Source organism: Streptomyces sp. PSU-S4-23, assembly GCF_055632315.1.
Map to the genome: position 1 here is coordinate 354687 of NZ_JBVMUU010000002.1, position 23818 is coordinate 378504.

Sequence of the window (23818 nt, forward strand, 5' to 3'; positions counted from 1 at the left end):
CCCCTCCGCAAGGGACAGGAACCGAAGGGAAGGCACGTGCCCGTCATCAGGCAGCGGGGGCACCTGGCGCTGCTCGCCGTCTGGACAGTGCTCTGGTTCGCCCTGGTGGAGCCGCACGGCGGCTTCTCCTGGCACTATCTGCGCACCGGCGGAAAGCTGATCTACGAGGGTGCCTCGGGCAGGGGCGACGGCGGGCTGAACCTGTACGCCCACCACCCCGAACTGCAGATGGGGCCGGTGAGCTTCCTGGCGGCGGGCCTGTTCAACCCCTTCCCCGAGGCCGTCGGGCAGATGCTGGCCGCCGCCGTGATGTCCCTGCTCGGCCTGGTGATACTGGTGCTGGCCGGGCGCAGCGCCGCCTGGCACTTCCTGGGCACCGGGACCAACCACCAGCGGCTGCGGCAGCGCGTGCTCATCGCGGGCCTGGCCTTCATCCCCATGTGGATCGAGGTGGCGGTCCGCTTCGGGCACCTCGACGACGTCCTGGCGCTCTTCTTCACGGCCCTGGCCGTACGCTCCGTCACCCTCGGCCACGCGGCTGCGACCGGCGTCTTCCTGGCCCTCGCCATGGACTCCAAACCGACCGCCCTCGCCTTTCTGCCGCTTCTCCTCGCCCTGCCGAGGGACCGGTGGCCGCGCGCGGGCCTGTGGTGCGCGGGCCTGGTCGCGCTGGCCTGGCTGCCGTTCTTCGTGGGCGCCCCGCACTCGTTCGCCGCGGCCGAGTTCACCATCCCCAACCAGCCGGCGTCCGCCCTGCGCTGGCTCGGCGTCGGCGATCCCCAGACCCCTCCCTGGGACCGCCCGGCCCAGGCCGCGCTGGGCCTGGCCCTCGGCTGCCTCGCCGTCTGGCGCGGCCGCTGGTCCGCGGTCGTCCTGCTCGGCGCGAACGCCCGGATCGCGCTGGACCCCAGCGTCTACACGTACTACACCGCGTCCGTCCTGCTGGGGACCCTGCTGTGGGATGTGATCGGGCAGCGGCGCCTGGTTCCCTGGTGGAGCTGGATCGCCCTGATCACGCTGTACGGCAGTGTCTTCGTCGTTCCCGACGACTCGGCCCGTGGGCTGATCCGCCTGGGCTTCGTGGCCGTCTCGACCGCGTACGTCCTGTTCTGGCCGGTCCGTGACCGCGGCGAGCGCCGGCCCCGCCCCTGGAGCCGTGGGCGACGGCCCGCGCCCCCGGCGCAGCGCGCCGGGACGGGACACCCGCCGAGCGGCGCCGTCACCTGACCCTCGTGCACGGCCGGGCCGGCGCCGCGCGACGGCGCCCCACCGGCGTCCGTCCGGCCGTGGTCACGAGGGCAGGGCGAACGGCCAGGACACCGGGCCCGCGGTGCGCCATGTCAGGGTCGCCCACACCGCGCTGCCCCCCGTGAGCCCGGAGGGGCCGGTTCCCCAGCTCTCCGCGAGTTCCTCCACGAGGAGCAGGCCCCGGCCGCTCTCGTCGTCGGTGCCCGGCCGGCACGGCGGCAGGCCGCGGCGCCCGTGGCCCTGGTCGTGCACCTCGATGCGCAGGTGCCTGTCCATGACAAGTTCGGCGCCGCACAGGACCCGTGCGCTGAGCGTGTGGACGACGGCGTTGGTGACCAGTTCGGAGACGAGGAGGACGGCGTCGTCACGGATCTCGTCGGGCAGGCGCCAAGAGGCCAGCCAGGCGCCCATCGAGCGCCGGGCGACGCCGACGCTGGACCGGTGCGCGGGGAGGTCCAGCCGGTGTGCCCGGTGCGGGCCCGCGGCGTCTAAGAGCTGGGTGGAGGGGGTCGTGTGGGGGGACACGGTGGTCGCCTTCCATGGGGGCGGGAGACGGGGAAGGTGAGCAGCGGACCCGTCCGAGGGGGGCGTTGCGGTACGGCCTGCGGCTCGGACACCTGGGCGCGCCGACTCCGCGGGGTGCGCGCGGGGTTGACGACGGTGTGCTCGCGCCGGCTGATTCGCTCACACAACTAACTATGCTCATGGCGCAGTTCACGCTGCAACCGGCTCCCTGATAATTTCAAGAAGACGATACGCATCTGGTGACATCATCAAGTCGCTGTCAGACTGGTGCTGGTGACTGTCCCTCAGGAGGTTTGGGCGTGAGCGAGGCTCGTTCGGGTTCCGGCACCGGTGCACCCACCGTTCTGCGTATGATCCTGGGCCGGCGGCTGCAGGACAGGCGGCAGGGTGCGGGGGTGTCGCTGGACGACGCCGCCAGGGCCCTGCGGGTGAAGCCCTTGACCATCCGCCGTCTGGAGAAGGCGGAGGTCGGCCTCAAGCCTCTTTACGTGGAGAAGCTGCTGGAGACCTACGGGGCCGACCGGCAGGAGATCGACGAGTTCGTCGCCCTCGCCGAGCAGGCCAACGAGCCCGGCTGGTGGCATGCGTACCGTGACGTGCTGCCCGGCTGGTTCACCGCCTATGTGAGCCTGGAGTCCGGCGCGAAGACCCTGCGGACCTATGAGCCCCACTACGTCACGGGGCTGCTGCAGACGTACGCGTACGCGCGCGGCGTCCTGCGCGGGGGTTTCCCCAACGAGAACGAGGAGGACCTGGAGCGGCGCGTGGGTCTGCGGCTGCGCCGCCAGAGCCTGCTGGAGAGAGCGGACGCTCCCACGCTGTGGGTGGTGATGGAGGAGGCCGTGCTGCACCGGGTGGTGGGCGGCCCCGAGGTGATGCGGGAACAGATCGACCGGCTCCTTGAGGTCTCGGAGCTGGACCACATCAGCCTCGACATCGTTCCGTTCACCGCGGGTGCCCACGTCGGTGCGTGCGCGCCCTTCACCTATTTCCGGTTCGAGGAGCCGGAGCTGCCCGACATCGTCTACAGCGAAATCCTCTCCGCCTCCGTGTACCTGGACCAGCGCTCGGACGTCGTCGCCCATCTCGAGGCGCACAACCGGATGTCGCTGCTGACCTCGTCCGCGGGCAGCAAGGCGATCTTGAACCGCATGCGCAAGGAGTACTCATGACCGCCACCGACGGCCTTGTCTACAACGGGATGCCCGCCTCGGACCTCGGCGAGCAGGGGTGGGAGTGCCCGTGGAGCGGCCCCAACGGGGGCCAGTGTGTGGAGACCAAGCAACTGGCCGACGGGCGGGTGGCGGTGCGCCAGTCGACCGACCCCGCCGGTCCCGCTCTGATCTACACACCGGAGGAGATGGCCGCGTTCGTCGCCGGCGTCAAGAAGGGCCTGGCCGACCATCTGATGGCCGGCTGAACCAACGCACGAGCGGGAAGGATCCGGGTCGGTCCCGGCTACGACCTGCCCCGCACAGCCGATGTACACCATTGAAGGGGAGATGATGACCAACTCGCACGCCGCGCGGGGCATCGACACCAGCAGGCCGCATTCCGCGCGCATGTACGACTACTACCTCGGGGGCAAGGACCACTTCGAGATCGACACGAAGGCCGCGGAAACCGTCGCGGCCGCCTACCCCGGCATCTTCGTGTGCGCCCGGGAGAACAGGGCCTTCATGCACCGGGCCACCCGGGTCCTCGCGCAGGAGCACGGCATCCGGCAGTGGCTGGACATCGGCACCGGCATCCCCACCGAGCCGAACCTGCACCAGGTGGCCCAGTCCGTGGTTCCGGACGCCCGGGTGGTCTACGCCGACAACGACCCCCTCGTCCTCAAGTACGCCGAGCGCCTGATGCGCAGCACCGCCGAGGGCCGCACGATGTACATCGAGGCCGACGTCAACGAGCCCGAGACACTGCTGGAGGCGCCGGAGCTGGCCGAGGTGCTGGACCTGAACCGGCCCGTGGCGCTGTCCCTGAACGCCCTGATGCACTTCGTGACCGACGCCCAGGACCCGTACGGCATCGTCAACCGGCTGCTGGACGCCCTGCCTTCGGGCAGCGCCCTGGCCCTGAGCCACTGCACGCCCGACTTCGACCCGCCCACCTGGGAGAAGGTCACCGACATCTACACCAGCGCGGGCACACCCGTGCAGTTCCGCTCCCAGAAGGATGTCGCCCGCTTCTTCGACGGGCTGGACCTGCTCGACCCCGGCATCGCCGTCGGCCACCGCTGGCGTTCCGACGCCTCGCCCGAGGACGGCTCCGCGGCCGAGCAGCCGACGGACGCCGAAGTCAGCCTGTGGACCGGAGTGGGCATCAAGCCCTGACACCAGCGTCTGCCGCCGTACGCGCGGTGAGCGTCCATGCCGTCGCGCGTACCCGGCCCCGGCCCGGAAGGGGACGTGGCACATGTCGTCGAAGAACCCGGTGCGCCCGCGCACCCGTCACGGGGTGGCGGTGCACGGCGCCGCGGAGCGGCATGACGTGCGGGAGCGTCGTGTCCCTGCGGATCTGGAGAGCTATCGGGCCTATGTGGCCCATGTGTCGTACTGCAGGCAGTGCCGGCCGTACCGCTGCCCGGTCGGCGCCGCGCTGTGCCGGGACTACCTCGCGGAGGTCAACAGGCCCTCGCGCGACGGCGGCGCCGTTCCGGGGACCGGGTGCGGATGAGCCCCGCCCGCTCCGGTGTCAGGTGGTGCCGCCACCGGACGGGCGACGGTTGCGGGTGGTCGCGCCGACGGATTCCTGTTGTCCGCCGGCCCCGGGGCTCGCATGCTGGTTCAGCACCTTCATGATCTCCACGGCCAGTGCGTCCGCCAGGGCGGGTGCCAGGGATTCCGCCAGCGCTTTCGCGAGGGCCTGCGCGAACAGCACCCTTTCCAGTTCCGACGCCCCTGAGGGCGCGGGCTGGGACAGCGAGGCCACAGCCGCTTCGACCAGGGCTGCCGCCAACGGGTCCTTTCCGTGTTTGACACCGGCGCCGGCATGCGGAATTCCAGCCTCGCGCACCATTTCCTCGAATACCTCGTCGATGAATGCCTCTACGGGATCCCGTTCCGATTCTCCGCCGGACTCAGCTGCCATGGTGGTTCCTCAAGTGGTTGATCGATGTGCGGGGCCTGCCCTCCGGCATCGGGATGCGCCGCCGTCGGAGGGCAGGAGGGCTCGCCACGTCCTAGCAGTTGCGGGCGAGGGCGGCCAGCAGCAGCGGATGCTCGATCAACGACTCACCACCGCGCTCCTCACGACGACGCATCAGAGCCGCCAGCAGCAACGGATGCTCGACCAGCGACTCACCGCCACGCTCCTCACGACGGCGCATCAGGGCCGCCAGCAGCAGCGGATGCTGGATGATGGACTCGCCACCGCGCTCCTCACGACGACGCATCAGAGCCGCCAGCAGCAACGGATGCTCGATCAACGACTCACCACCGCGCTCCTCACGACGACGCATCAGAGCCGCCAGCAGCAACGGATGCTCGACCAGCGACTCACCACCGCGCTCCTCACGACGACGCATCAGAGCCGCCAGCAGCAACGGATGCTCGACCAGCGACTCACCACCGCGCTCCTCACGACGGGCGAGCAGTGTCGCCAGCAGGATCGGGCCGATGGCGGATTCGCCACCGATTTCTTCCTCGCCCGTCCCTGCCCGTTCGCGCGTGGCGCTTTCCGTCGTTGCCGTCATGGTTCCCTCTTTCTCCTGTGCATGATTCAGCGGAGTTCCCGGCTTTCACGAAGCTCGCCCTCCGCTCTTGATCGCCATCCTCACGCGGTGCCGTGAATGCCGCACTTCGATCTTGCTGTATTCCGGCAAGGGTGCGGCGAAGGCTCGCGCGAGCATGAAGAGGGATGTGCGCCTCAGCACTGGGCCGCATGGGTGTGGCTGTGCGCGACCTCGGGCGGGCACGGCCGGGCGGGGTGGGCGGCACCGCCGTCGCGGCGCCAGTCCGCCGCGGCGATGCCGAGGGCCGCGGCGATGGCGACCAGCGCGACCCCGATGGCCGCCGCCACCGCCGCCCGGAAGTCGTGCCTCGTCGATCCCAGCACCACGTAGTACAGGCCCGGAAGGACAGCCGTCCCCACCGCTCCTCCCAGCCGCTGTCCCGTCTGCAGCGCACCGCCTGCCGCGCCCGCCATCCTGACCGGGACGTCCCGCAGGGTCATGGTGACGTTCGGCGAGATGACGAAGCCGCTGCCCATTCCGCCCACCAGAAGGGCGGGTGCCGCCGCCCAGACCGCGATGTGCGTCGGGGCGAAGCGCAGCAGCAGCGCCGCCGCGCCCAGGCCCGCCATCACCGCGGTCAGCCCGCACACGGTCAGCAGCCGGCCCAGGCGCTCCACGAGCCGTCCCGCCACCACGGCCGCGCCGGCCGAGCCCACCGCGAACGGCGTCACCGCCAGGCCCGACTGCAGCGGGGTGAAGCCCAGCCCGTTCTGGAAGAACAGGGCGAACACGAGCCACACCCCGCTGAAGCCGATGAAGTACAGGGTGGCCACGCCCGCGCCCGTGGCGTACCCGCGGGTCTCGGTGATCAGCCGCGGGTCGAACAGGGGTTCCCTGCCATGGATGAGGATGTGCCGTTCCCAGCCGGCGAAACCGGCCAGCAGGACCAGGGCCAGCGGGAACAGCCACCACAGCCGGGCGATGCCGCCGGAGTCGGCCTGCACGAGCGGGAACATGAGGGCGAGCACTCCGGTGCCCAGGAGCAGCACGCCCGGCAGGTCGAGGTGTCCCCTGCGGCCGGGCTCGACGCGGGGCAGCAGCCTGCGGCCGAGCAGCACGGCGGCAGCTCCGATGGGCACGTTGACGTAGAAGATCCAGCGCCATCCCTGCGGTCCGGTGGCCAGGGCCAGGATGAGCCCGCCGGTGATCGGTCCGACGGCGGCGGACAGGCCGACCGTGGCGCCGAAGAAGCCGAAGGCGCGGCCCCGCTCCTCTCCGGAGAACAACTGCTGGATGAGGGCGGAGTTCTGGGGTGCCAGGCAGCCGGCGGCCAGGCCCTGCGCGAGACGGGCCACCACGAGCAGGGTGACGGTGGCCGCGGCACCCGCGGCGGCGCTGCACATCACGAAGGCGGCGAGTGCCAGCAGGAACACGCGGCGCCGGCCGACCGCGTCACCGACGCGTCCGGCCAGCACGAGCGCCAGCGCGAACGTCAGCGCGTATCCGGAGACCACCCACTGCACCTGGGCCGGCGAGGCGTGCAGCTCCCGCTGCATCGACGGCAGGGCGACCGCCACGATGGTCACATCGAGCAGGATCATGAAACCGGCCACGAGGGTCACCCACAGGGCCCGCCACCGGTTGGGATCCGGCCCCTCCGCGGGCGTGTTCGCGGCCGGGCGTCCTCCACCGGGTCGCGAGGACGATGTCACGACGAACTCCTTTCGGCCAGGTCACAGACAGGGCGAGTACCCATGGCCCGGCCCGGCATCGCGGATACGCGCGTGTCGCGTGACCGGCTCACGGGGGAAGCGGCCGGGCGCGGGCGAAGGTCAGGTGCGACAGGTCGTCGGGCACCGGGGTGCTGTGCGGCCACAGAGGAGCGGGCTCGCCGTCGGCGACCGCGGCCGGGGCGTCCGTGAGGTTCATACGGTCACGCAGCCGGCCGTAGAAGTCGGTGGCCTCCAGCCGCACGGCGCGCAGTCGCTGCGGAGCGCGATAGACGCCGATCCAGTCGCCCGGCTCCAGCACCCCGCGCAGTTGGCCGTCGATGCTGACCGCGGCCCGCCCCGAACGCTGCAGCAGACGCATCGCGACGGGTTCGTCCGGGCCGACCACGACCGAACGGTCGAATGCCATGTGCGGTGCGACCGGGGTGAAGACCAGAGCGTCCGCCCGGGGGGAGACGACGGGGCCACCGGCCGCGAAGCTGTAGGCCGTCGACCCGGTGGGGGTGGCGACCAGCAGCGCGTCGGCGGAGTAGGACGCGAGGAGCTGTCCGGCCAGATACACCGCGGCCGACACCTGGCGGTCGTGCGACAGCTTCTCCAGGACGATGTCGTTGAGCGCGGTGACGTGCAGCGCGATGCCCCAGTCCGCGGCGGTCTCGCAGTCCGTGCGCACCCGCGGAGGGGGAAGCAGGGGCCCACGCCCGTAGCGCAGCAGCGCCTTCATGTCCCCGGGCACGTCGAGTCTGCACGAGGCCCGCATGGTCAGCAGCATGCGGCGGTCCACCGTGACCCGGCCCCCGTCCACCGCGTCGAGGGCCTCGTGCACCATCGTGGCGGGAACCTCGGTCAGGAAGCCCACGCGCCCGAGATCGACGCCCAGGAGCAGGGCGTCGTGGTGGGCGGCCAGTCGCGCGCCGCGCAGGAAGGTCCCGTCGCCTCCCAGGGTGACGACGAGATCGGGATCGCCCGCTGCCTCGACCTCCTCGCGGGCGCTGCGCCGCTTCCCCTCACCCCACACGTCGATGACCGTGCAGGGCACCTCGTGGTCACGGCACCACGTACGCACCTCCCGTGCGGCATGGGCGGCCTCCGCGCGGCCCTCGTGCACCACCAGGCCGATCCGGCTCACGGTCACATCTGCCTCCTGGGTAGGGGGTGGGAGGGCGCGGGGCACAGCGCCCTCGTGCCGGCCGTCTGCCAGCATCACCGACCCTCTTGCCGCGGTGGCGCAGGCGGCGACGGCGTCGCGCACAATCACGTGTTCGGCGGCCGATCGCACGGGGTGAGGGCCCGGCCGCCCAGGCCGCCCCGGCCGGCCCGTGGCCGTCCAGGCGTGCGCGATCGTCCGTCGGCCCGACCGGGGACACAGCCGTGAGGTGACCGGGCGCCCGGGTTCCTTACGGACCGGTGACGTGGGGGGCCGGACATGCGGGTGGGCACGGTCAGCGGCCTAGCGTGGACGCATGCGTGTACTGGTCACCGGCGGTGCCGGGTTCATCGGGTCCCATGTGGTCGAGACGCTCCGGGAGCGCGGGCACGAGCCCGTCGTGTTCGACGTACGGGCGGACGCCGGATCGGACGTGCGGGACCGTGAGGCGGTCGCCCGTGCCCTGACGGGTGTGGACGCCGTGTGCCACCAGGCGGCGATGGTCGGCCTGGGAAACGGCTTCGCCGACGCCGCGGAGTACGTCTCCCGCAACGACCTCGGCACGGCCGTGCTGCTGACCGCCATGGCGGAGGCGGGCGTGCGGCGACTGGTGCTGGCGGGGTCGATGGTGGTGTACGGGGAGGGCCGCTACACCTGCGCACGGCATGGTGGGGTGCGGCCGGGGCCGCGGTCGGTCGCCGCTCTGGAGGCCGGGCGCTTCGAGCCCGAGTGCCCCGTGTGCGGAAGGGCGCCCGCGCCCGGGCTGGTCGGCGAGGACGCCCCGGTGGATCCGCGGAACGTGTACGCGACGACGAAGCTCGCCCAGGAGCATCTGGCCGCCGCATGGGCGCGGGCCACGGGCGGGGCCGCCGTGTCACTGCGCTACCACAACGTCTACGGCCCCCGGATGCCCCGCGACACCCCGTACGCGGGAGTCGCCTCCTTCTTCCGCTCCGCCCTCGCCCGGGGTGAGGCCCCGCGGGTGTTCGAGGACGGCCGCCAGCGGCGGGACTTCGTGCATGTGCGGGACGTGGCCGCGGCCAACGCCCTGGCGCTGGAGGCGGATCCGGCCCCCGGCAGGCTCGCGGTGTACAACACCGGCAGCGGCGAGCCGCACACGGTCGGCGAGATGGCGCGGGTCCTCGCCGACGCGTACGGCGGCCCCGGGCCGGTCGTCACCGGGGAGTACCGGCTGGGGGACGTGCGTCACATCACCGCGGACTCGTCGCGGCTGCGGGCCGAGCTGGGCTGGAAGCCCGAGGTCGGCTTCGAGGAAGGCATGGGGGAGTTCGCGCGGGCCCGGCTGCGCGGGGAGTGAGCCCGCGGGGCGCGAGCCCACGGCGCGAGCCCTCGGGGCGGGAGCCCGGGGGGGCGGGAACCCACGGGGCGGGAACCCACGGGGCGGGAACCCGGGGGCGCGAGCCCGGGGAGGGCGAGCGCGCGCGGCGGGAACCCGGGGGGCGCAAACCTGCGCGGCGGGAACCCGGAGGGCGCGAGCCCACGGGGCGCAAACCTGCGCGGCGGGAACCCGGGGGGCGCGAGCCCACGGGGGGCGCGAGCCCACGACGCCCGAACCCACGACGCGAGCCCGGGGGGCGCGAGCCCACGGGGCGGGAACCCACGACGCGAGCCCGGGGGCGAGCCCGGGGGGCGGGAGCGAGCCCGTCGTGTGGGCGCGGGGCTCATGCCTCGGTGGCGGGGAGCGTGACCTCGAAGCGGCAGCCGCCGGGGATGTTGTGCACGGCGGCCCGGCCCTGGTGGGCCTCGACGATCCCGCGGACGATGGCCAGCCCCAGGCCCGCGCCCGCCGGTGGGGTACGGGCGTGGCTGCCGCGCCACCCGGTGTCGAAGACCCGCGGCAGGTCGTCCTCCGGGATACCGCCGCAGCCGTCCGTCACGGACACCACGACGCCCTCGGGCCGGCGCTCGGCGGCCACCGCGACCGTGCCGTCGGCGGGCGTGCGGCGGATGGCGTTGACGAGGAGATTGCCCAGGACGCGGCTCATCTCCTTGCCGTCCACCTCGACCGGCACCGGTTCGACGCGGTCGCCGACGAGGCGGACGCCCAGTTGCCGGGCCAGCGGGTCGGCCCCGGCCAGGGCGTCGCCGACGAGGTCGTACAGGGAGATCCGGGACGGGGAGAGGGCGAGGGCGCCCGCGTGGATGCGGGAGAGCTCGAAGAGGTCGCCGACCATGTCGTTGAGGCGCTCGACCTCCGTGCGGATCTGCTTGAGATAGCGGTCGGGGGCGGCGGCGACGCCGTCCTCCAGTGCCTCCGCCATCGCGCGCAGTCCGGCCAGCGGCGTGCGCAGGTCGTGGGAGATCCAGGCGACGAGTTCGCGGCGGGAGGACTCCAGGGCGCGTTCGCGGTCGCGTGACTCGGCGAGCCGGGCACTGGTGGAGGCCAGTTCCCGGCTGAGCGCCTCCAGTTCGGCGGTGGCCGGCCCGTCGGGGGCCGCGAAGGCGCCGCCGTCGCCGAACGAACGGGCCGCGAGGGCCAGTTCGCGGCTGCGGGCGACGACCCAGCGCCCCAGCACCAGGGCGGTGGCCAGCGAGACGACGGCCGCCATCGCGACGACCGTCGTGACGACGCTCAGGTCGTGCGGGGACAGGAACATCGCCCACGCCACGGCCAGGGTGCCCGCGAGCATCGCGGTCACGGCCACCGCCGCGACGACGGTGAGCGAGGCGGTGAGCGAGCGGCGGCGCAGCAGCCACAGCGCCCCCGCGCCGAGCAGCCCGGCGGCGGCCGCGCCGAGGAAGGCGAACAGGGCGATGAGCAGGGTGTCGCGCATGGTCACTCCTCGCCGGCTGCGGCGTCGAACCGGTACCCCACGCCCCACACGGTCTGGATCAGGCGCGGTCTGGCCGGGTCGTCCTCCACCTTGCCGCGCAGCCGGCGGACATGGACGGTGACGGTCGACAGGTCGCCGAAGTCCCAGCCCCACACCTCGCGCATCAGGTCCTCGCGGCTGTACGCCCGGCCCGGATTGCGCAGGAAGAATGCGAGAAGGTCGAACTCACGCAGCGTGAGCGCGAGTTCGGTGCCGTTCTTGGCCGCGCGCCGGGCGGCGGGATCGACGCGCAGGCCCGCCGCGTGCAGCGGGCCCGTTCCCGCCCCCGGCCTGGCGGGGCGGGTGCGGCGCAGCACCGACTCCACCCGCAGCACCAGTTCCCGCGGGCTGAACGGCTTGGTGACGTAGTCGTCGGCGCCCACCTCCAGGCCCAGGATCCGGTCGTCCTCGTCGCCGCGCGCGGTGAGCATGATGACCGGCACGGGGCCCCTCTCGCGCATCCGGCGGCAGACCTCCAGGCCGTCCATCCCGGGCAGCATCAGGTCCAGGACCACCAGGTCCGGCCAGTGGGCGGCGGCCCGGGCGAGAGCGCCCGGGCCGTCCCCCGCCCGGTCCACTAGGTGGCCGGCGCGGTCGAGGTACCCGGAGACGATTTCGGCGACGGTGGGGTCGTCCTCCACGACGAGGACACGGGTGGCCTCGGCCGGCCCGCGCCCGGCGGACCCGGCCCCCATCGGTTCGTACGGCTGCTGCATGCGTCCAGCCTGGCACCCCGTCCCGGCTCCGGCCGCCGCGCTGCCGCTCCCCGCTCCCGACGTCCCTGTTTCGTAAGGAGCGAGGCCCGGAATGCCCCTTTCGCGCTCGTAGGGTGAGAGCCGTGACCTCTCCTGCCCCCTCGGACGTCGACGTCGTCCTCCCCTGCCTGAACGAGGCCGAGGCCCTCCCCTGGGTACTCGACCGCATCCCGCCCGGCTGGCGCGCCCTGGTGGTGGACAACGGGTCCACCGACGGCTCGGCCGGCATCGCCCGTGAGCTGGGCGCGACCGTGGTCCACGAGTCGCGCCGCGGGTTCGGCGCCGCCTGTCATACGGGGCTGACCGCCGCCCGCGCCGAGATCGTGTGCTTCTGCGACTGCGACGCCTCGCTCGACCCGTCGCTCCTCGTGCCCTTCGTCGACCGGCTGCGCCGCGGCGACGCCGACCTGGTGCTCGGGCGGCGCCGGCCGCGGGGGCGGGGCGCCTGGCCCGCCCATGCCCGCGCCGGCAATCTCGCGCTCGCCCGGATGCTGCGCCGCCGCACCGGGCTGCGGCTGCACGACCTCGGCCCGCTGCGCGCCGCCCGGCGCGCACCGCTGCTCGCCCTCGGGCTCACCGACCGGCGCAGCGGCTATCCCCTGCAGATGGTCGTGCGGGCCGCCGACGCGGGCTGGCGCATCACCGAGCACGACGTGCCGTACCTGCCGCGCACCGGTGCCTCGAAGGTGACGGGCACCTGGCGCGGTACCTGGCAGGCGGTGCGCGACATGAGCCGGGTGCTGGCCGAGCCGGCCGCACCGGACGCAGGAGGAGGAACCCCCCGGTGACCACACTGCTCGTCATCGCCAAGGAGCCGCGGCCGGGCCGGGTGAAGACCCGCCTGACCCCGCCCTTCACCCCCGAGGAGGCGGCGGTGCTCGCCGAGGCCGCGCTCGCCGACACACTGCGTACCGTGGCGGCGGCCCCCTCGTCCCGGCGCGTCCTCGTCCTCGACGGGACGCCCGGCGACTGGCTGCCGCCCGGCTTCGACGTCGTGGCGCAGCGCCCGGGCGGCCTGGACGAGCGCCTGGCCGACGCGTTCGCCTGCGTCGAAGGTCCGGCGCTGTTGATCGGGATGGACACCCCGCAGGTGGCACCGGACCTGCTCACGGTGGACTTCGAGGGGTACGACGCCTGCTTCGGCCCCGCCGAGGACGGCGGCTTCTGGGCTCTGGGGCTGGCCGAGCCCGATCCCGGTCTGCTGCGGGGGGTGCCCATGTCGACGGCCGTCACGGGCGCGGTCCAGCGAAGGCGCCTCACGGCGGCCGGACTTCGGGTACGCGATCTGCCCCGCCTGCGCGACGTCGACACGGCCGCCGACGCGCGGTCGGTCGCCGCCGCGGCCCCGCGCGGCCGGTTCGCCGCGGAACTGGCCCGCCTCGGGGCGGTCGCCGGCCGATGAGCACGGCACACGACCTCGCCACGGCGGTCGCCGCGACACGGACCGCGGCACGGACCACGGGCATCACCGCGCCTGCGTGGGCCGCCGCCGATCCGTACTCCGACGCCCTGCGGACCGGCCGCGGCCCGCTGTTCCTGCGGCGGGCCGACGGCTGGCTGCTGCCGCTGGAGGTGGAACGGTGGTGCGCGGCCGCCGACCCGGTCGACCTGGAGGCGCTCGAACGCTGCGAGGGCGCCGTCCTGGACGTGGGATGCGGGCCGGGCCGGCTGGTCGCGGCACTCGCCGCACAGGGGCGGCGCGTCCTCGGCATCGACGTCAGTGAGGCGGCCGTCGCGCGGACGGTCGGCCGCCTGGGGCACCGGGAGCGTGGGGAGGGCCCGGCGCTGCTCCGCTCCGTCTTCGACCCGGTCCCCGGCGAGGGCGGCTGGGGCACCGCCCTCCTCATGGACGGCAACGTCGGCATCGGCGGCGACCCGCGCGCCCTCCTGCGTCGTCTGGTCCAGCTCCTGGTCCCTGGTGGGCTGTTGATCGCCGAGACCGTGGCCCTGGACATCGACGAACGGGTCCGCGTCCAGGTCGTCCACGGCTCCGACGACCGGCACAGTGCGGGCGCCCCGTTCCCCTGGGCCCGCCTGGGCACGCCGGCCCTGCTGCGCCATGCGCGCCGCACGGGCTGGCGTGCCGTCGGTCAGTGGACGGCCGGCGGGCGCTGCTTCGCCGCCCTGCGCAGCCGCAGTACGAACAGCAGCGCCGAGCCGCCGAAGAGCACGGCCGTGATCAGCAGCCAGCGGCCGAGGAAGCCGTCCGCCGACAGCCCGGTGGCCGATCGGTAACGGCTCGTCACCTGGCCGCTGATCAACGGGAACCAGACGAGCAGGAGCAGCCCCGACAGGGCGGCCGGTACGCGGACGTACCCTGCCCACTCCCGGCGCCCGACCGCGCCCAGCGCCCTCACGAGCGCGCGGTCCCCCGTCGCGTACAGCGGCAGCAGCACGAGGTCGTGCAGCAGCGCCGCTCCCACGAACCACAGGGCGACCGCGGCCCGGTCGCCCCCGAGCAACCGCACGCCCGCGTACCAGGCGAGTGCGAACGAGCAGACCAGCAGCAGGATCGGCAGCGGGCTGCCGAGGACGGGCCGACGAGGTGTCGCGGCACCTCTCGTGGCTGTTCTTCTCACAGCGCTCCTCACAGGTCGCCGAAGGTCAACCGGGCCACCCACTTGGTGTTGAGCACACCGGGCGCCGCGGGGACGATGATCCGGGCGGGGTAGCCGTGGTCGGGGGTGAGATCCTCGCCGTTGACGTACAGGGCCAGCAGGGAGCGCGGGTCCGCCACCTGGTTGGCGCGCAGGGCGGCCCGGCGGAAGGCGCCGTGCCGCTGGAGGGACTCCACGAGGACGTCCGGGGGAGTGGCGTACCCGGCGAGCGCCGCCAGGTCGCTCAGCCGGACCCCGCGCCACCACTGGTCGGAGGTTGCCCAGCCCTCCACACAGGCGATCGGCAACGCCGCGCTGTGCAGGGGTAGTTCGAGCAGCCCGGCCCGGCTGAGCCGAACGGTGCCGGTGCGCCCGGTGACGATCAGCCGCCACGCCTCGCCGCTCGTCTCGGCGGCGCTGATCCCCGCGTACGCGGCCGTCTTGTTGATCTGGAAGCCTCCGGGGCCGCCGGCCGGGTCGGCGCCGCCGTGCGGCGCGAGGAGGGCCGTCCGCCGCAGCGGCCCATCGAAGCCGCGTCCCGCCGTCGTGCCGAACAGCAGCAGCGAGCCGGCCCCGACCAGTCCCAGCGCGCCGCGCCGCGACACGGTCGGCGGTGCGGGTGCCGGGGACACCAGCTCCCCCTCCTCGCGTGGACGGCGCAGATTGCGCACGGCCGCCGGCGCCTTGAGCGCGGCGTGCGCCACGAACGCGGCGAAGAAGACCCAGGCTCCGTAGAAGTGCAGCGGGTAGAAGGAGCCGGGGAAGACATAGTCGAGCTGGACGTTGAGCACCCCGGTGGTGAACTCGAACAGGGCACCGCCGACCAGCAGGAGCAGCGAGACGCGCTCCAGCGCGTGCGCGAGCGACCGGGCGGGCGGCAGGGCGAACAGCTTCGGCACGACCGACCACAACTTGGCCAGCACGACGGGGATGAGCGTGATCCCCAGCGTCACGTGGACACCCTGGGTGAGCCGGTACAGCCAGGGCGGGTCGGTCGGCCAGGGGAAGAGGTAGAAGCCGAGCAGGCCCTTGCCGGGAGTCTTGTCGTTCACCGGCGACAGACCGGGGTTGTAGGCGGCGTACGACAGCAGTCCGGTCACGAACAGCACCGTGATCCCGCCCAGCAGGACGAGTCCGAGCAGCGAGGTGAACCAGGGCCCGCGCAGCGGGCTGCGCCAGAACGAGGGAGAGAAGGGAGACCGTGGCATGCCCCGACCGTAGGCAGGGACCACCCCATGGAGGGGTTCGCAAGCCATGACGAAACGCTGACGTCCGCACCGCGCGGCCGCCGCTTCCCCGCCCCCGGACCTAGCGTTCCGCTGTGACCCGCCCCTCTCTTCGTGATCTGATCGCCGCCCTGGCCGCCGCCTCGCTCGTCGTGGCGGCGGTGTCGATCGGCCGCCACATCCAGGACGTCCACCACACGCTGTTCGTGAACTGGCCACCGTTGCTGGCGAGTTGGGACCCCCACGTCGGGCCGGGCACCCCGGCTGCACTGACGGTGGCCATCGTCGTGGTGGTGTACGGCCCCGCAGTGGCCGCGCGGCTGCCGTGGCGCCCGCTGCTCGCTGCGGTCTGGGTCACCGCCACGGTCTGGACGTTCTCCCTCGCCCTCGTCGACGGCTGGCGGCGGGGCGTGGCGGTCCGCCTCACCACCCGCTACGAGTACCTCCAGGTCATCGACCGCTTCCACGACATCCCGGCCGCCCTGCGGGACTTCACCCACCACATCCTGCTCCACTCCCCCGGCCACTGGCCCGCGCATGTCGCCGGGCATCCCCCCGCGTCCACCCTCACGTTCGTCCTGCTGGACCGTCTCGGACTGCGCGGCGGGGGCTGGGCCGGGGTCTGGTGCATCACCGTCGGCGCCACGGCCTGCGTGGCGGTCCTGGTGGCGGTGCGGGCGCTGGCCGGGGAGGACCTGGCGCGGCGCGCGGCACCGTTCCTGGTGGCGGCGCCGGCCGCCGTGTGGATGGGCACCTCCGCCGACGGGTACTTCGCGGCGGTGGCCGCCTGGTCCGTGGCGCTGCTCACCTCCGCGATGACCGGGCGGACGGCGGGCGGCAGGCGGGCGGCCGCGTTCGGCTCGGGACTGCTGTTCGGTCTGACCTGCTATCTGTCGTACGGGCTCACGCTGTTCGCACTGATCCTGGCGGGCGCCGTGGTGCTCGGGCGCAACCGCCGCCGTCACCTGGCCGAGGGGTTCCCGCTCCTGATCGGCGGACTCCTCGTGGTGCCGCTGCTGTTCACCCTCTCCGGCTTCGACTGGTGGGAGGCCTACCGCCTGCTGGTCCGGCGCTACTACCAGGGCGCCGGGGGAACCCGGCCCTACGGCTACTGGGTGTGGGCGAACCTCGCCTGCACGGTGCTCATCGTCGGCCCGGCGACGGCGGCGGGTCTGCGGCGCGCCGGGCCCGCACTCGCCCGGCGGCGCGCGGGCGGCCTCACTCCGCCGGGTCCGTCCGGCCCGTCCGGCCCGTCCGCCGAGACACGCCTCGCGGTGCTCGTGCTGTCCGCCCTGCTCGCGCTGCTCGTCGCCGACCTGTCCGGCATGAGCAAGGCGGAGACGGAACGCATCTGGCTGCCGTTCGCGATGTGGCTGCTGCCGGCCTGTGCGCTCCTGCCCCGGCCCCGCGCCTGGCTCGCCGCGCAGGCCGTCCTCGCGCTGCTCCTCAATCACCTGCTCGCGACCGGTTGGTGACCGGCCGGCACTTCGGGCCCCGCGGGCGGGACGGCGCCGGAGTGACGGCGTGTCAGCGTCACCGTTACGCCAATCGGATTGGTCATCACATTTTCGGTATGTCCGATATGACAGATTTCGAGATCATCTGTACGTTCAATCACGCATCGGCTCTCACAGCCGACGTCTCTCAGAGAGGAGAAGTGACATGGCAACGCGTTCCACCGCTGTCACCGCCGCATTCGCGGCGGCGGCAGCCCTCGCGGCCACAGGCATCACGTATGCCTCGGCCGCCTCCGAGCCGGCCCAGGCGGCTGCGGTCTCCCAGCCGGCCGCCGCGCCGGCCGCCGCCCCCCAGGCCCCTGCCGCCGCCCCCGAGGGCGGTGGCGGCAAGGGCAACGAGGGCAAGGGCGACTACGGCCACGGCAAGCGCCGGCACTACATCGGCCTCGTCCACATCAACGAGCGGACGTACACCGCTTTCCCGGGCGGCTGCATCACCGTCGTCAGCGGACTCGGCTCCAAGAGCCTCAACGTCCGCAACGACAGCTGGAAGACCGTCGAGGTCTTCAACGGCGCCACCTGCGACAACGGTTCGCCCATCGCCACCGTCGGCCCGCACAGCTCGAGCAACGGGCTGTACCCCCGGCACGTCCGGGGTGGGCTGAAGGTCCGCCACGGAGTGGTGGGCAGCTTCCGAGTCGTCGAGGACTACCGTCACGGCTACGGCCGCGGCTTCGGCGGCTACGGCGGCGGCGACTACGACGGCTACGACAAGTAACCGAGTCACTCATGTGACCTGTCGAAGGGGAACCCCGGCCCGCCGGAATCGGGCCGGGGTTCCGGTCTGAGGCGTGTCGTCCGCGGCTGCCCGGCACCAGCCGGTCCAGTCGTCAGGAGTGGTCGTCAGCACGTACGGCCCACGGAGGGCGATCACACGCTCGATGCCGATCAGGAACCCGGCAGCGTGCCCGTGCGGCGCACGCTGCCGGGTTCCACGCTGCCGGGCACCCGGTCCCCGTCCACAGGCCCCGCCCCGGGGCCGGGAGCCGGCGCCCGCGGAAGGAGGTCATGCGTCCGGACGAACCTCTCACCCGCCTCGGTGAATACGCCGCGGAAGACCGGCCATGGCGCGTTGCCGGGTGATGGGCGACCGTTCCCCCCGGCAGCCCCGCGCGTTGGTAACGTCGGCGGATGCCGTGCCGCCCGGCGCGGTGCGCCGTCCGACCGAGAGAGACCCGATGTCCCCGACGATCCGCAGGGCCGTGATCCCCGCTGCCGGTCTGGGCTCCCGCCTGCTGCCTCTGACCAAGGCCACGCCGAAGGAGATGCTGCCCGTCGGCGACAAGCCGGTGATCGAGCACACCGTGCGCGAACTGGTGGACTCCGGCATCACCGACATCACGATCGTCGTCTCCGGCGGAAAGTCCCTCATCCAGGACCACTTCCGGCCCAACCCCGCGCTGGTCGCGCAGCTGCGCGCCGACGGCAAGGCGGCGTACGCGGACGCGGTGGAGGAGGTCGCGGAGCTGGCCCACAAGGGACACATCACCTACCTCGACCAGCACGGCCCGTACGGCAACGGCACGCCCGTGCTGAACGCCGCCCGGAACATCGGGGACGAGCCGGTGCTGGTGCTGTGGCCTGACGACGTGTTCGTGGCCGAGGTGCCCCGCGCGCAGCAGCTGATCCGTGCCTACGAGCAGACCGGCTGCCCGGTGCTGGCCCTGATGCCCATGGACCCGGCCGACTCCCGGCGCTACGGCGTGCCCATCGTCAAGGAGGACCTCGGCGAAGGGCTGCTGCGCATCACCGGTCTGGTCGAAAAGCCCAAGCCCGCCGACGCGCCGTCCTCGTACGCGGCCATCGGCGGCTATGTCGTCACGCCCGGCATCATCGACGAACTGCGCGAACAGACCCGGCGGTGGTACGAGCACCGGCAGGGCGAGATCTACCTGACCGACGCCATCAACGCCTACGCCGCCACCCGCGCCGTGTACGGGCAGGTCATCCAGGGCCGCTGGTACGACACCGGCAATCCCGCCGACTACCTGGTCGCCCAGATGGCCTCCGCCCTCGCCCACCCCGAGTACGGCCCCATCCTGCGCCGCCTCGTCCACGACCTCGACGTGCCCGTGGACTCCGGCGAGGACACCACCGCGGACTGAGACGTCGTCCGCGGCTCCCCGGCCGGGGAGCCGCGGACGACGTCCCGGGGCATGCTGGAGGGGTGATCGGGCTCGCCGCGCTGTTCGCCGTCATGGGGGCCGCCAGCAACGCGGTGGGGACCGCGTTCCAGCGCAAGGCGGCGTCCACCGTGCCGCGCGGCGGGGGGCTGCGGCTGGTGCTCGACCTCGCGCACCGCCCCGCCTGGCTGATCGGTGTCGCCGGGGTCGTCGGCGCCGCGCTCTTCCAGGCGCTGGCCCTGGTGAACGGACCGATGGCGCTGGTGCAGCCCCTCTTCGTCCTCGAGCTGCCCTTCGCCCTGCTGATCGTGGCCCGGCTCATGGGCCGGCGGCTGCCTCCCGCCGTCTGGTGGGCGATCACCGGGGTGGTCACGGGGCTGGCCGTGGTGCTGGGGGCGGCCGCGCCCTCCGGAACACGGCACGACGCCCCCATGGACCGATGGGTCCCGGCGCTGGCGGTGTGCCTCGGGGCGATGGCCGCGGCGGTCGCCCTGGCCCGCCCGGGCCGCCCGCCGCTGTTCCGGGCCGCTGTGCTGGGGACGGCCGCGGCCATCGGCAACGCCCTCACCGCGGCCCTGCTGAAGTCCGCCACGGGCACGTTCGCCGACCGGGGGCTGACGGCCTTCCTCGGGTCCTGGCAGACCTACGGGTTCGCGCTGACCGGCATCGGGGCGGTGCTGCTGCTGGAGAACGCGCTGCAGGCGGGCTGGCTGGCCGCGTCGCAGCCGGCGCTGACCATCGGTGACGCCACCGTGAGCCTGCTGCTGGGCGTCACGCTGTTCGGAGAGCGGATCCGCACCGGGTGGTGGCTGCTGCCCGGGGCGATCGGGGTCGGGCTCATCGTGTGGGGCGTGGTGACGCTCAGCCGTGTGGTGCCCGCCCTCCCCCAGGCACGCACCGCCCCCGTCACCGGCGACGCCTGAGTCCGCGGGCGGTGCCCATGCGGTCTCGGCGCCCAGGGGCACGCGGCTGGTGTGCGCGGGCCTGAGTGCCGTCGCGGTGGCAGACTGGCTGCAGTACGCCCGGAACGGCACGGCGCAGACGGTGGAGGACTGATCGCGATGGTCGGGCTGGCGGTGCTGGTCGGCCTGCAGGCCTCGGGGAAGACCACCTTCTACCACCGGTGTCTGCGGGACCGCTACGCCCTGGTGAGCAAGGACCTGTTCCCGCGCGGAGCGCGCCGCAAGCAGGAGCGGCAACTGCGGCTGGTGGAGGAGGCACTGGCCGAGGGGCGTTTCGTCGCGGTCGACAACACCAACCCCTCCCACGAGGAGTGGCGCCCTCTGCTCGGCTGCGCGCGCGCTCACGGCGCGGCCGTGGTCGCCTACTGGTTCCCGCCCGACCCGGCGGCGTCGCTGCGGCGCAACGCCGCACGGGTGGGGCGCGCCCGTGTGCCCGAAGCCGGGATCCGCGCCACGCTCAGCCGGCTGCGCCGGCCCTCCCGCGATGACGGCTTCGACGCGGTGTTCGACGTCCGGTTCGACGGGCGAGGAGGGTTCGACGTCAGGCCGGCGGACGCGCCGGGGGCGGCGTCGGCCGATGACGCGTCTGCCCGGCCGCGACCGGTGGCACCGGACGGACGCGCCGCGAGGGCGGCTGCCCGGGCCACCGGACGCTGACCGGCGCGGCGGTGGCGGCCCTCGCCTGCGCCGCCCTGCGCACGCCCCGGGCCGCCGCGGTCTCCGCCGCCGCACGGCCGGCCGGGACCGCGGTTCGCCCCGGCCCGCATCGTTCCGGGGCCGCGCACGCGCGACGAACCCTTGCGCGCCCGCGCGGCACGCTGCGCGGCGGTGTGCCGAGGCCGGAGTCCGGGTCCACCCGGACCGACCGCGCCGCGCCCTCCCGGCTCGTGCGGACCGGGACGCGGGTGCCGGGCCCGGCACCGGCCGCGTCCCGGCGGGCGGGGCCTAACGGTCCTCGAAGTCCTCCCGCTCGATCCCCGCCTCCTCCATCGCCTCGCGCAGGGTGCGGCCCACGGCCCCCTGGGTGGCACGGGACTCCTCGGACTCCGCCTCCGCGGGCCGTGTGACCACGTCGTCCGTGGTCCTCGTCTTCGGCCGGTTCTCCTCGGGAACGGTCATCGCGGTATTTCCTCACATGTGCCTGTCGTTTCGTGCGTGACGGCGAGTACCCGACGGCCCGCCCGGAACACGCGTCGCGGAGGGAGTCCGTTAACGGGCGGGCGGCCCGGGCACCCGGAGTGCCGGGCGGCCCCGCCGGAGGGCCGCCGCAACGGAACACGGAGGTGCCGGACATGGGACACGGAGGAAACGTCGTCGAGGAGCTGATAACGGATCATCGGGAGGTCGAGGAGTTCTTCGGCCGGATCCGGTCACTGCCGCCCGGGGACAAGGAGCGCAAGGTCCTGGCCGACCAGGCGACCAAGGAACTGGTACGCCACTCGGTCGCCGAGGAGGCGTATCTGTATCCGGCCGTGCGCAAGCACCTGCCCGACGGGGACGCGATCGCGGACAAGGAGATCGACGACCACTCCAGGGCCGAACGGATCATGAAGGACCTGGAGGGCTGCGACGCGGACGATCCCGAATTCGACCGGCTCCTCGGCATGCTCATGAGCGAGATCCGGTCGCACATCGCCGACGAGGAGGCGAACCTCTTCCCGAAGCTGCGGGCGGCCGCTCCCGCGGAAACGCTCGACGAGCTGGGCGACAAGGTCAGGCACGCGAAGAAGACGGCACCGACCCGGCCGCACCCGTCCGCACCGGACCGGCCTCCGGCGAACAAGCTGCTCGCACCGGGGGCCGGACTCGTGGACCGGGTGCGCGACGCGCTGACGGGGCGCGGCAAGAAGGACTGAGGGGCCCGCGCCGCGCCCGCGGCGGCGCGGTGACGCGTTCGCCAACCCACGCAGCGGTGAGCGAGGCGGTCCGCGGGGACGAGTCACGCGGCCTGTGTCGTGTGGCACAGGGCCGACGGCCATGGACGGCGCAGCCAGGTGAACCAGAGGGCGTTGCGCAGTCCGAGGACGCGGCGCTCGGGGCTGTCCCGGACCGCCAACGCCGCGTGATGGACGGTCAGGTCCGGCGCGTAGCTCAGCGGAGACCGCTGCAGGAGTTCCCGAAGGATCCCCGGGTGAGGCATCCTCCGGTCCGGCCTGGGTACGTCCGGCCCATGCGGATGAGCGTGATTGACGTCGGTTCGAACACGATCCGCCTCATGGTGGCGGACGCGGAGCGCGGTGTGCCGTTACCCGTGCACACCGCGAAGTGGAAGCAGCGGCTGTCGGAACAGGCCGACGAGGACGGACGTCTGGGCGAGGCCGCGGTGGCGCACCTGGTCCGGGCGGTCGCCGCCGCCGCGGCGACCGCCGAGCGATGGGGGGCCGACGCTCCCCTCGCGTTCGCGACGGCGGTGGTCCGCGGCGCACCCAACCGGCAGGAGATCCTCCGGGCCGTACGGAACGAGACCGGGGTGGCCCTGTGCACGCTGCCGGGCGAGGTGGAGGCCGATCTGACGTTCCTGGCGGCCCGGCGCTGGATGGGCTGGCGTTCCGGGCCCGTGGCGTTGATGGACATCGGCGGCGGTTCCCTGGAGGTCGCCTTCGGCCGGGGGCGGCTGCCGGACTTCGCCGCGTCGCTGCCGCTGGGGGCGAACCTGCTGACCCGGGAGTACTTCGCGGAGACCGATCCGCCCTCCGCCGCGGACATCAGGGCCCTGCGCCGCCGGGTGCGTCACGAGCTGCGGGACGTCGCCGCGCGGATCCGCTGGGAGCGCCCCTGCACCACCGTGGCGACCTCGCGCACGTTCCAGCAGCTGGCACGGCTGTGCGGTGCCCCGGCGGGGCGCCGCGGCCCCTTCGTGCCCCGCCGGTTGCGCCGGGGTGATCTGCGCCGTGCCATCGACGAGCTCGCCGCCCTGCCCGCCGCCGAACGATCGCAGCTGCCGGGGATCTCGGCTCCCCGGGCCCGCCAGAGCCTGGCCGGCGCCATCGTGGGGCACACCGTCATGAGGCTGGGCAACGTGAAGACGGTGACCATCTGCCCCTGGGCCCTCAGGGAGGGGGTCCTCCTGCGTTCCATCGAGGACGGTTCGGGGTGGTGGTCCGAGGCCGTGCGGGACGGCTCCGCCGGCGCACCTCGGCGTGCCCGTCCGCTGCACGTCGCCGCCCCAGAGGGATGCGGGGCGTCATGACTCCCGCTCCGGAAGCAACGCCCCACTGCGGTGCCGGGCGGTGCCTGCGCGGTGATGTCCAGAAGGGTCTTGCGACGCGATCTCTCCGACGGGAATCGCATCACGCCGACGACGAGCAAGGCACAGCAGACGGACCACGGGAGCATGGGCAGCCCGGAGGCTGCCCACTCAACCGCCCACCCTCGCAACGGGTCTGTGACGACGTTCATGCCTACTCATCTCCCGCCGCGGGGGCCCTCGCGGCGGCCCGCGCGGCGCCGGCGAGGTGACTCGCCGCGGCCACCGCCCATG

At 73.5% G+C, this 23818-nt stretch carries 26 protein-coding genes; 16 read left to right on the forward strand and 10 right to left on the reverse strand.

Translation table 11 applies throughout. The features are described 5' to 3' along the window. Positions 1-36: 36 nt before the first annotated feature. On the forward strand, positions 37-1227 hold the full coding sequence (locus ACZ79I_RS02280; RefSeq protein ID WP_471493569.1) for a hypothetical protein: 1191 nt from the start codon (positions 37-39) through the stop codon (positions 1225-1227). A gap of 63 nt (positions 1228-1290) precedes the next feature. On the opposite strand, the gene ACZ79I_RS02285 is transcribed toward ACZ79I_RS02280, so the two are convergent. Then, positions 1291-1773, reverse strand: a complete 483-nt coding sequence (locus ACZ79I_RS02285; protein ID WP_471493571.1) for an ATP-binding protein — start codon at positions 1771-1773, stop codon at positions 1291-1293. A gap of 299 nt (positions 1774-2072) precedes the next feature. Between ACZ79I_RS02285 and ACZ79I_RS02290 the strand changes: the two genes are divergently transcribed. From ACZ79I_RS02290 to ACZ79I_RS02305, 4 genes are all read left to right on the forward strand, one after another. Next, positions 2073-2945, forward strand: a complete 873-nt coding sequence (locus ACZ79I_RS02290; RefSeq protein WP_471493573.1) for a helix-turn-helix domain-containing protein — start codon at positions 2073-2075, stop codon at positions 2943-2945. Further along, positions 2942-3193, forward strand: a complete 252-nt coding sequence (locus ACZ79I_RS02295) for a DUF397 domain-containing protein (protein ID WP_381076616.1) — start codon at positions 2942-2944, stop codon at positions 3191-3193. The genes ACZ79I_RS02290 and ACZ79I_RS02295 overlap by 4 nt, the downstream gene beginning before the upstream one ends. A gap of 85 nt (positions 3194-3278) precedes the next feature. After that, a complete protein-coding gene (locus tag ACZ79I_RS02300) occupies positions 3279-4106 on the forward strand; it encodes an SAM-dependent methyltransferase (RefSeq protein WP_471493575.1) in 828 nt (275 codons plus the stop codon). Positions 4107-4188: 82 nt separating this feature from the next. Then, positions 4189-4449: a hypothetical protein gene (locus ACZ79I_RS02305; protein ID WP_471493577.1), complete on the forward strand. Its 261-nt coding sequence runs from the start codon at positions 4189-4191 to the stop codon at positions 4447-4449. 18 nt (positions 4450-4467) lie between these two features. On the opposite strand, the gene ACZ79I_RS02310 is transcribed toward ACZ79I_RS02305, so the two are convergent. The 4 genes from ACZ79I_RS02310 to ACZ79I_RS02325 all read right to left on the reverse strand — a co-directional run bounded on the left by ACZ79I_RS02310 (position 4468) and on the right by ACZ79I_RS02325 (position 8311). Beyond that, positions 4468-4863: a hypothetical protein gene (locus ACZ79I_RS02310; protein WP_471493579.1), complete on the reverse strand. Its 396-nt coding sequence runs from the start codon at positions 4861-4863 to the stop codon at positions 4468-4470. A gap of 91 nt (positions 4864-4954) precedes the next feature. Next, the gene (locus tag ACZ79I_RS02315; RefSeq protein ID WP_471493580.1) at positions 4955-5467 is read right to left on the reverse strand and encodes a hypothetical protein; all 513 of its coding nucleotides are present in this window, start codon (positions 5465-5467) and stop codon (positions 4955-4957) included. A 173-nt stretch (positions 5468-5640) separates the two neighbouring features. Beyond that, positions 5641-7158: an MFS transporter gene (locus ACZ79I_RS02320; RefSeq protein ID WP_471493582.1), complete on the reverse strand. Its 1518-nt coding sequence runs from the start codon at positions 7156-7158 to the stop codon at positions 5641-5643. 88 nt (positions 7159-7246) lie between these two features. Then, positions 7247-8311 carry an NAD(+)/NADH kinase gene (locus ACZ79I_RS02325; RefSeq protein ID WP_471493584.1) on the reverse strand — a complete coding sequence of 355 codons (1065 nt, stop codon included), beginning with the start codon at positions 8309-8311 and terminating at the stop codon, positions 7247-7249. A gap of 328 nt (positions 8312-8639) precedes the next feature. Between ACZ79I_RS02325 and ACZ79I_RS02330 the strand changes: the two genes are divergently transcribed. Beyond that, positions 8640-9641, forward strand: coding sequence for an NAD-dependent epimerase/dehydratase family protein (locus tag ACZ79I_RS02330; protein ID WP_471493586.1), 1002 nt, complete (start codon positions 8640-8642; stop codon positions 9639-9641). A 364-nt stretch (positions 9642-10005) separates the two neighbouring features. Here the strand turns inward: ACZ79I_RS02330 and ACZ79I_RS02335 are convergent, their stop codons facing one another. Together ACZ79I_RS02335 and ACZ79I_RS02340 are read right to left on the reverse strand one after the other, a co-directional pair. Further along, on the reverse strand, positions 10006-11118 hold the full coding sequence (locus ACZ79I_RS02335; protein ID WP_471493588.1) for a sensor histidine kinase: 1113 nt from the start codon (positions 11116-11118) through the stop codon (positions 10006-10008). Between the two features lie 2 nt (positions 11119-11120). Continuing rightward, complete coding sequence (locus tag ACZ79I_RS02340) at positions 11121-11873, reverse strand: response regulator transcription factor (RefSeq protein WP_471493590.1); 753 nt, start codon at positions 11871-11873, stop codon at positions 11121-11123. A 113-nt stretch (positions 11874-11986) separates the two neighbouring features. On the opposite strand from ACZ79I_RS02340, the gene ACZ79I_RS02345 reads away from it, so the two are divergent. From ACZ79I_RS02345 to ACZ79I_RS02355, 3 genes are read left to right on the forward strand one after another with little or no spacing between them, the layout of a single operon-like run. After that, the gene (locus tag ACZ79I_RS02345) at positions 11987-12700 is read left to right on the forward strand and encodes a glycosyltransferase family 2 protein (RefSeq protein WP_471493592.1); all 714 of its coding nucleotides are present in this window, start codon (positions 11987-11989) and stop codon (positions 12698-12700) included. After that, positions 12697-13314, forward strand: coding sequence for a TIGR04282 family arsenosugar biosynthesis glycosyltransferase (locus ACZ79I_RS02350; protein WP_471493594.1), 618 nt, complete (start codon positions 12697-12699; stop codon positions 13312-13314). Before ACZ79I_RS02345 ends, ACZ79I_RS02350 begins: the two co-directional genes overlap by 4 nt. Further along, complete coding sequence (locus ACZ79I_RS02355; RefSeq protein WP_471493596.1) at positions 13311-14147, forward strand: class I SAM-dependent methyltransferase; 837 nt, start codon at positions 13311-13313, stop codon at positions 14145-14147. Before ACZ79I_RS02350 ends, ACZ79I_RS02355 begins: the two co-directional genes overlap by 4 nt. 352 nt (positions 14148-14499) lie before the next feature. Here the strand turns inward: ACZ79I_RS02355 and ACZ79I_RS02360 are convergent, their stop codons facing one another. Then, positions 14500-15717: a molybdopterin-dependent oxidoreductase gene (locus tag ACZ79I_RS02360; protein WP_471493598.1), complete on the reverse strand. Its 1218-nt coding sequence runs from the start codon at positions 15715-15717 to the stop codon at positions 14500-14502. A gap of 113 nt (positions 15718-15830) precedes the next feature. Between ACZ79I_RS02360 and ACZ79I_RS02365 the strand changes: the two genes are divergently transcribed. The 5 genes from ACZ79I_RS02365 (at position 15831) to ACZ79I_RS02385 (ending at position 20994) form a co-directional block, all read left to right on the forward strand. Then, positions 15831-17210, forward strand: a complete 1380-nt coding sequence (locus tag ACZ79I_RS02365) for a hypothetical protein (RefSeq protein WP_471493600.1) — start codon at positions 15831-15833, stop codon at positions 17208-17210. Between the two features lie 187 nt (positions 17211-17397). Continuing rightward, entirely contained in the window at positions 17398-17970 is a 573-nt protein-coding gene (locus tag ACZ79I_RS02370; protein ID WP_471493602.1) for a hypothetical protein, read from the forward strand. A gap of 460 nt (positions 17971-18430) precedes the next feature. After that, positions 18431-19357 (forward strand): UTP--glucose-1-phosphate uridylyltransferase, encoded by a 927-nt coding sequence (locus ACZ79I_RS02375; RefSeq protein ID WP_471493604.1) that lies wholly within the window; start codon positions 18431-18433, stop codon positions 19355-19357. Between the two features lie 62 nt (positions 19358-19419). After that, positions 19420-20298 carry a DMT family transporter gene (locus tag ACZ79I_RS02380; RefSeq protein WP_471493606.1) on the forward strand — a complete coding sequence of 293 codons (879 nt, stop codon included), beginning with the start codon at positions 19420-19422 and terminating at the stop codon, positions 20296-20298. Between the two features lie 138 nt (positions 20299-20436). Continuing rightward, positions 20437-20994, forward strand: coding sequence for an AAA family ATPase (locus tag ACZ79I_RS02385; RefSeq protein WP_471493608.1), 558 nt, complete (start codon positions 20437-20439; stop codon positions 20992-20994). Positions 20995-21282: 288 nt separating this feature from the next. On the opposite strand, the gene ACZ79I_RS02390 is transcribed toward ACZ79I_RS02385, so the two are convergent. After that, positions 21283-21456: a hypothetical protein gene (locus tag ACZ79I_RS02390; RefSeq protein ID WP_471493610.1), complete on the reverse strand. Its 174-nt coding sequence runs from the start codon at positions 21454-21456 to the stop codon at positions 21283-21285. Between the two features lie 173 nt (positions 21457-21629). On the opposite strand from ACZ79I_RS02390, the gene ACZ79I_RS02395 reads away from it, so the two are divergent. Beyond that, on the forward strand, positions 21630-22193 hold the full coding sequence (locus ACZ79I_RS02395) for a hemerythrin domain-containing protein (RefSeq protein ID WP_471493612.1): 564 nt from the start codon (positions 21630-21632) through the stop codon (positions 22191-22193). A gap of 83 nt (positions 22194-22276) precedes the next feature. On the opposite strand, the gene ACZ79I_RS02400 is transcribed toward ACZ79I_RS02395, so the two are convergent. Then, a complete protein-coding gene (locus tag ACZ79I_RS02400) occupies positions 22277-22477 on the reverse strand; it encodes a hypothetical protein (RefSeq protein WP_471493614.1) in 201 nt (66 codons plus the stop codon). Positions 22478-22507: 30 nt separating this feature from the next. Here ACZ79I_RS02400 and ACZ79I_RS02405 point away from each other — a divergent pair, with 30 nt between their 5' ends. Next, positions 22508-23527, forward strand: a complete 1020-nt coding sequence (locus tag ACZ79I_RS02405; RefSeq protein WP_471493615.1) for a Ppx/GppA family phosphatase — start codon at positions 22508-22510, stop codon at positions 23525-23527. The last annotated feature ends 291 nt before the right edge of the window (positions 23528-23818 follow it).

Coding starts and splice junctions, on each gene's coding strand:
- ACZ79I_RS02405 (WP_471493615.1), top strand. CDS start 22,508: ATGCGGATGAGCGTGATTGACGTCGGTTCGAACACGATCCGCCTCATG.
- ACZ79I_RS02395 (WP_471493612.1), top strand. CDS start 21,630: ATGGGACACGGAGGAAACGTCGTCGAGGAGCTGATAACGGATCATCGG.
- ACZ79I_RS02385 (WP_471493608.1), top strand. CDS start 20,437: ATGGTCGGGCTGGCGGTGCTGGTCGGCCTGCAGGCCTCGGGGAAGACC.
- ACZ79I_RS02310 (WP_471493579.1), bottom strand. CDS start 4,863: ATGGCAGCTGAGTCCGGCGGAGAATCGGAACGGGATCCCGTAGAGGCA.
- ACZ79I_RS02295 (WP_381076616.1), top strand. CDS start 2,942: ATGACCGCCACCGACGGCCTTGTCTACAACGGGATGCCCGCCTCGGAC.
- ACZ79I_RS02355 (WP_471493596.1), top strand. CDS start 13,311: ATGAGCACGGCACACGACCTCGCCACGGCGGTCGCCGCGACACGGACC.
- ACZ79I_RS02305 (WP_471493577.1), top strand. CDS start 4,189: ATGTCGTCGAAGAACCCGGTGCGCCCGCGCACCCGTCACGGGGTGGCG.
- ACZ79I_RS02360 (WP_471493598.1), bottom strand. CDS start 15,717: ATGCCACGGTCTCCCTTCTCTCCCTCGTTCTGGCGCAGCCCGCTGCGC.
- ACZ79I_RS02330 (WP_471493586.1), top strand. CDS start 8,640: ATGCGTGTACTGGTCACCGGCGGTGCCGGGTTCATCGGGTCCCATGTG.
- ACZ79I_RS02400 (WP_471493614.1), bottom strand. CDS start 22,477: ATGCCTCACCCGGGGATCCTTCGGGAACTCCTGCAGCGGTCTCCGCTG.
- ACZ79I_RS02300 (WP_471493575.1), top strand. CDS start 3,279: ATGACCAACTCGCACGCCGCGCGGGGCATCGACACCAGCAGGCCGCAT.
- ACZ79I_RS02335 (WP_471493588.1), bottom strand. CDS start 11,118: ATGCGCGACACCCTGCTCATCGCCCTGTTCGCCTTCCTCGGCGCGGCC.
- ACZ79I_RS02370 (WP_471493602.1), top strand. CDS start 17,398: ATGGCAACGCGTTCCACCGCTGTCACCGCCGCATTCGCGGCGGCGGCA.
- ACZ79I_RS02340 (WP_471493590.1), bottom strand. CDS start 11,873: ATGCAGCAGCCGTACGAACCGATGGGGGCCGGGTCCGCCGGGCGCGGG.
- ACZ79I_RS02375 (WP_471493604.1), top strand. CDS start 18,431: ATGTCCCCGACGATCCGCAGGGCCGTGATCCCCGCTGCCGGTCTGGGC.
- ACZ79I_RS02315 (WP_471493580.1), bottom strand. CDS start 5,467: ATGACGGCAACGACGGAAAGCGCCACGCGCGAACGGGCAGGGACGGGC.
- ACZ79I_RS02390 (WP_471493610.1), bottom strand. CDS start 21,456: ATGACCGTTCCCGAGGAGAACCGGCCGAAGACGAGGACCACGGACGAC.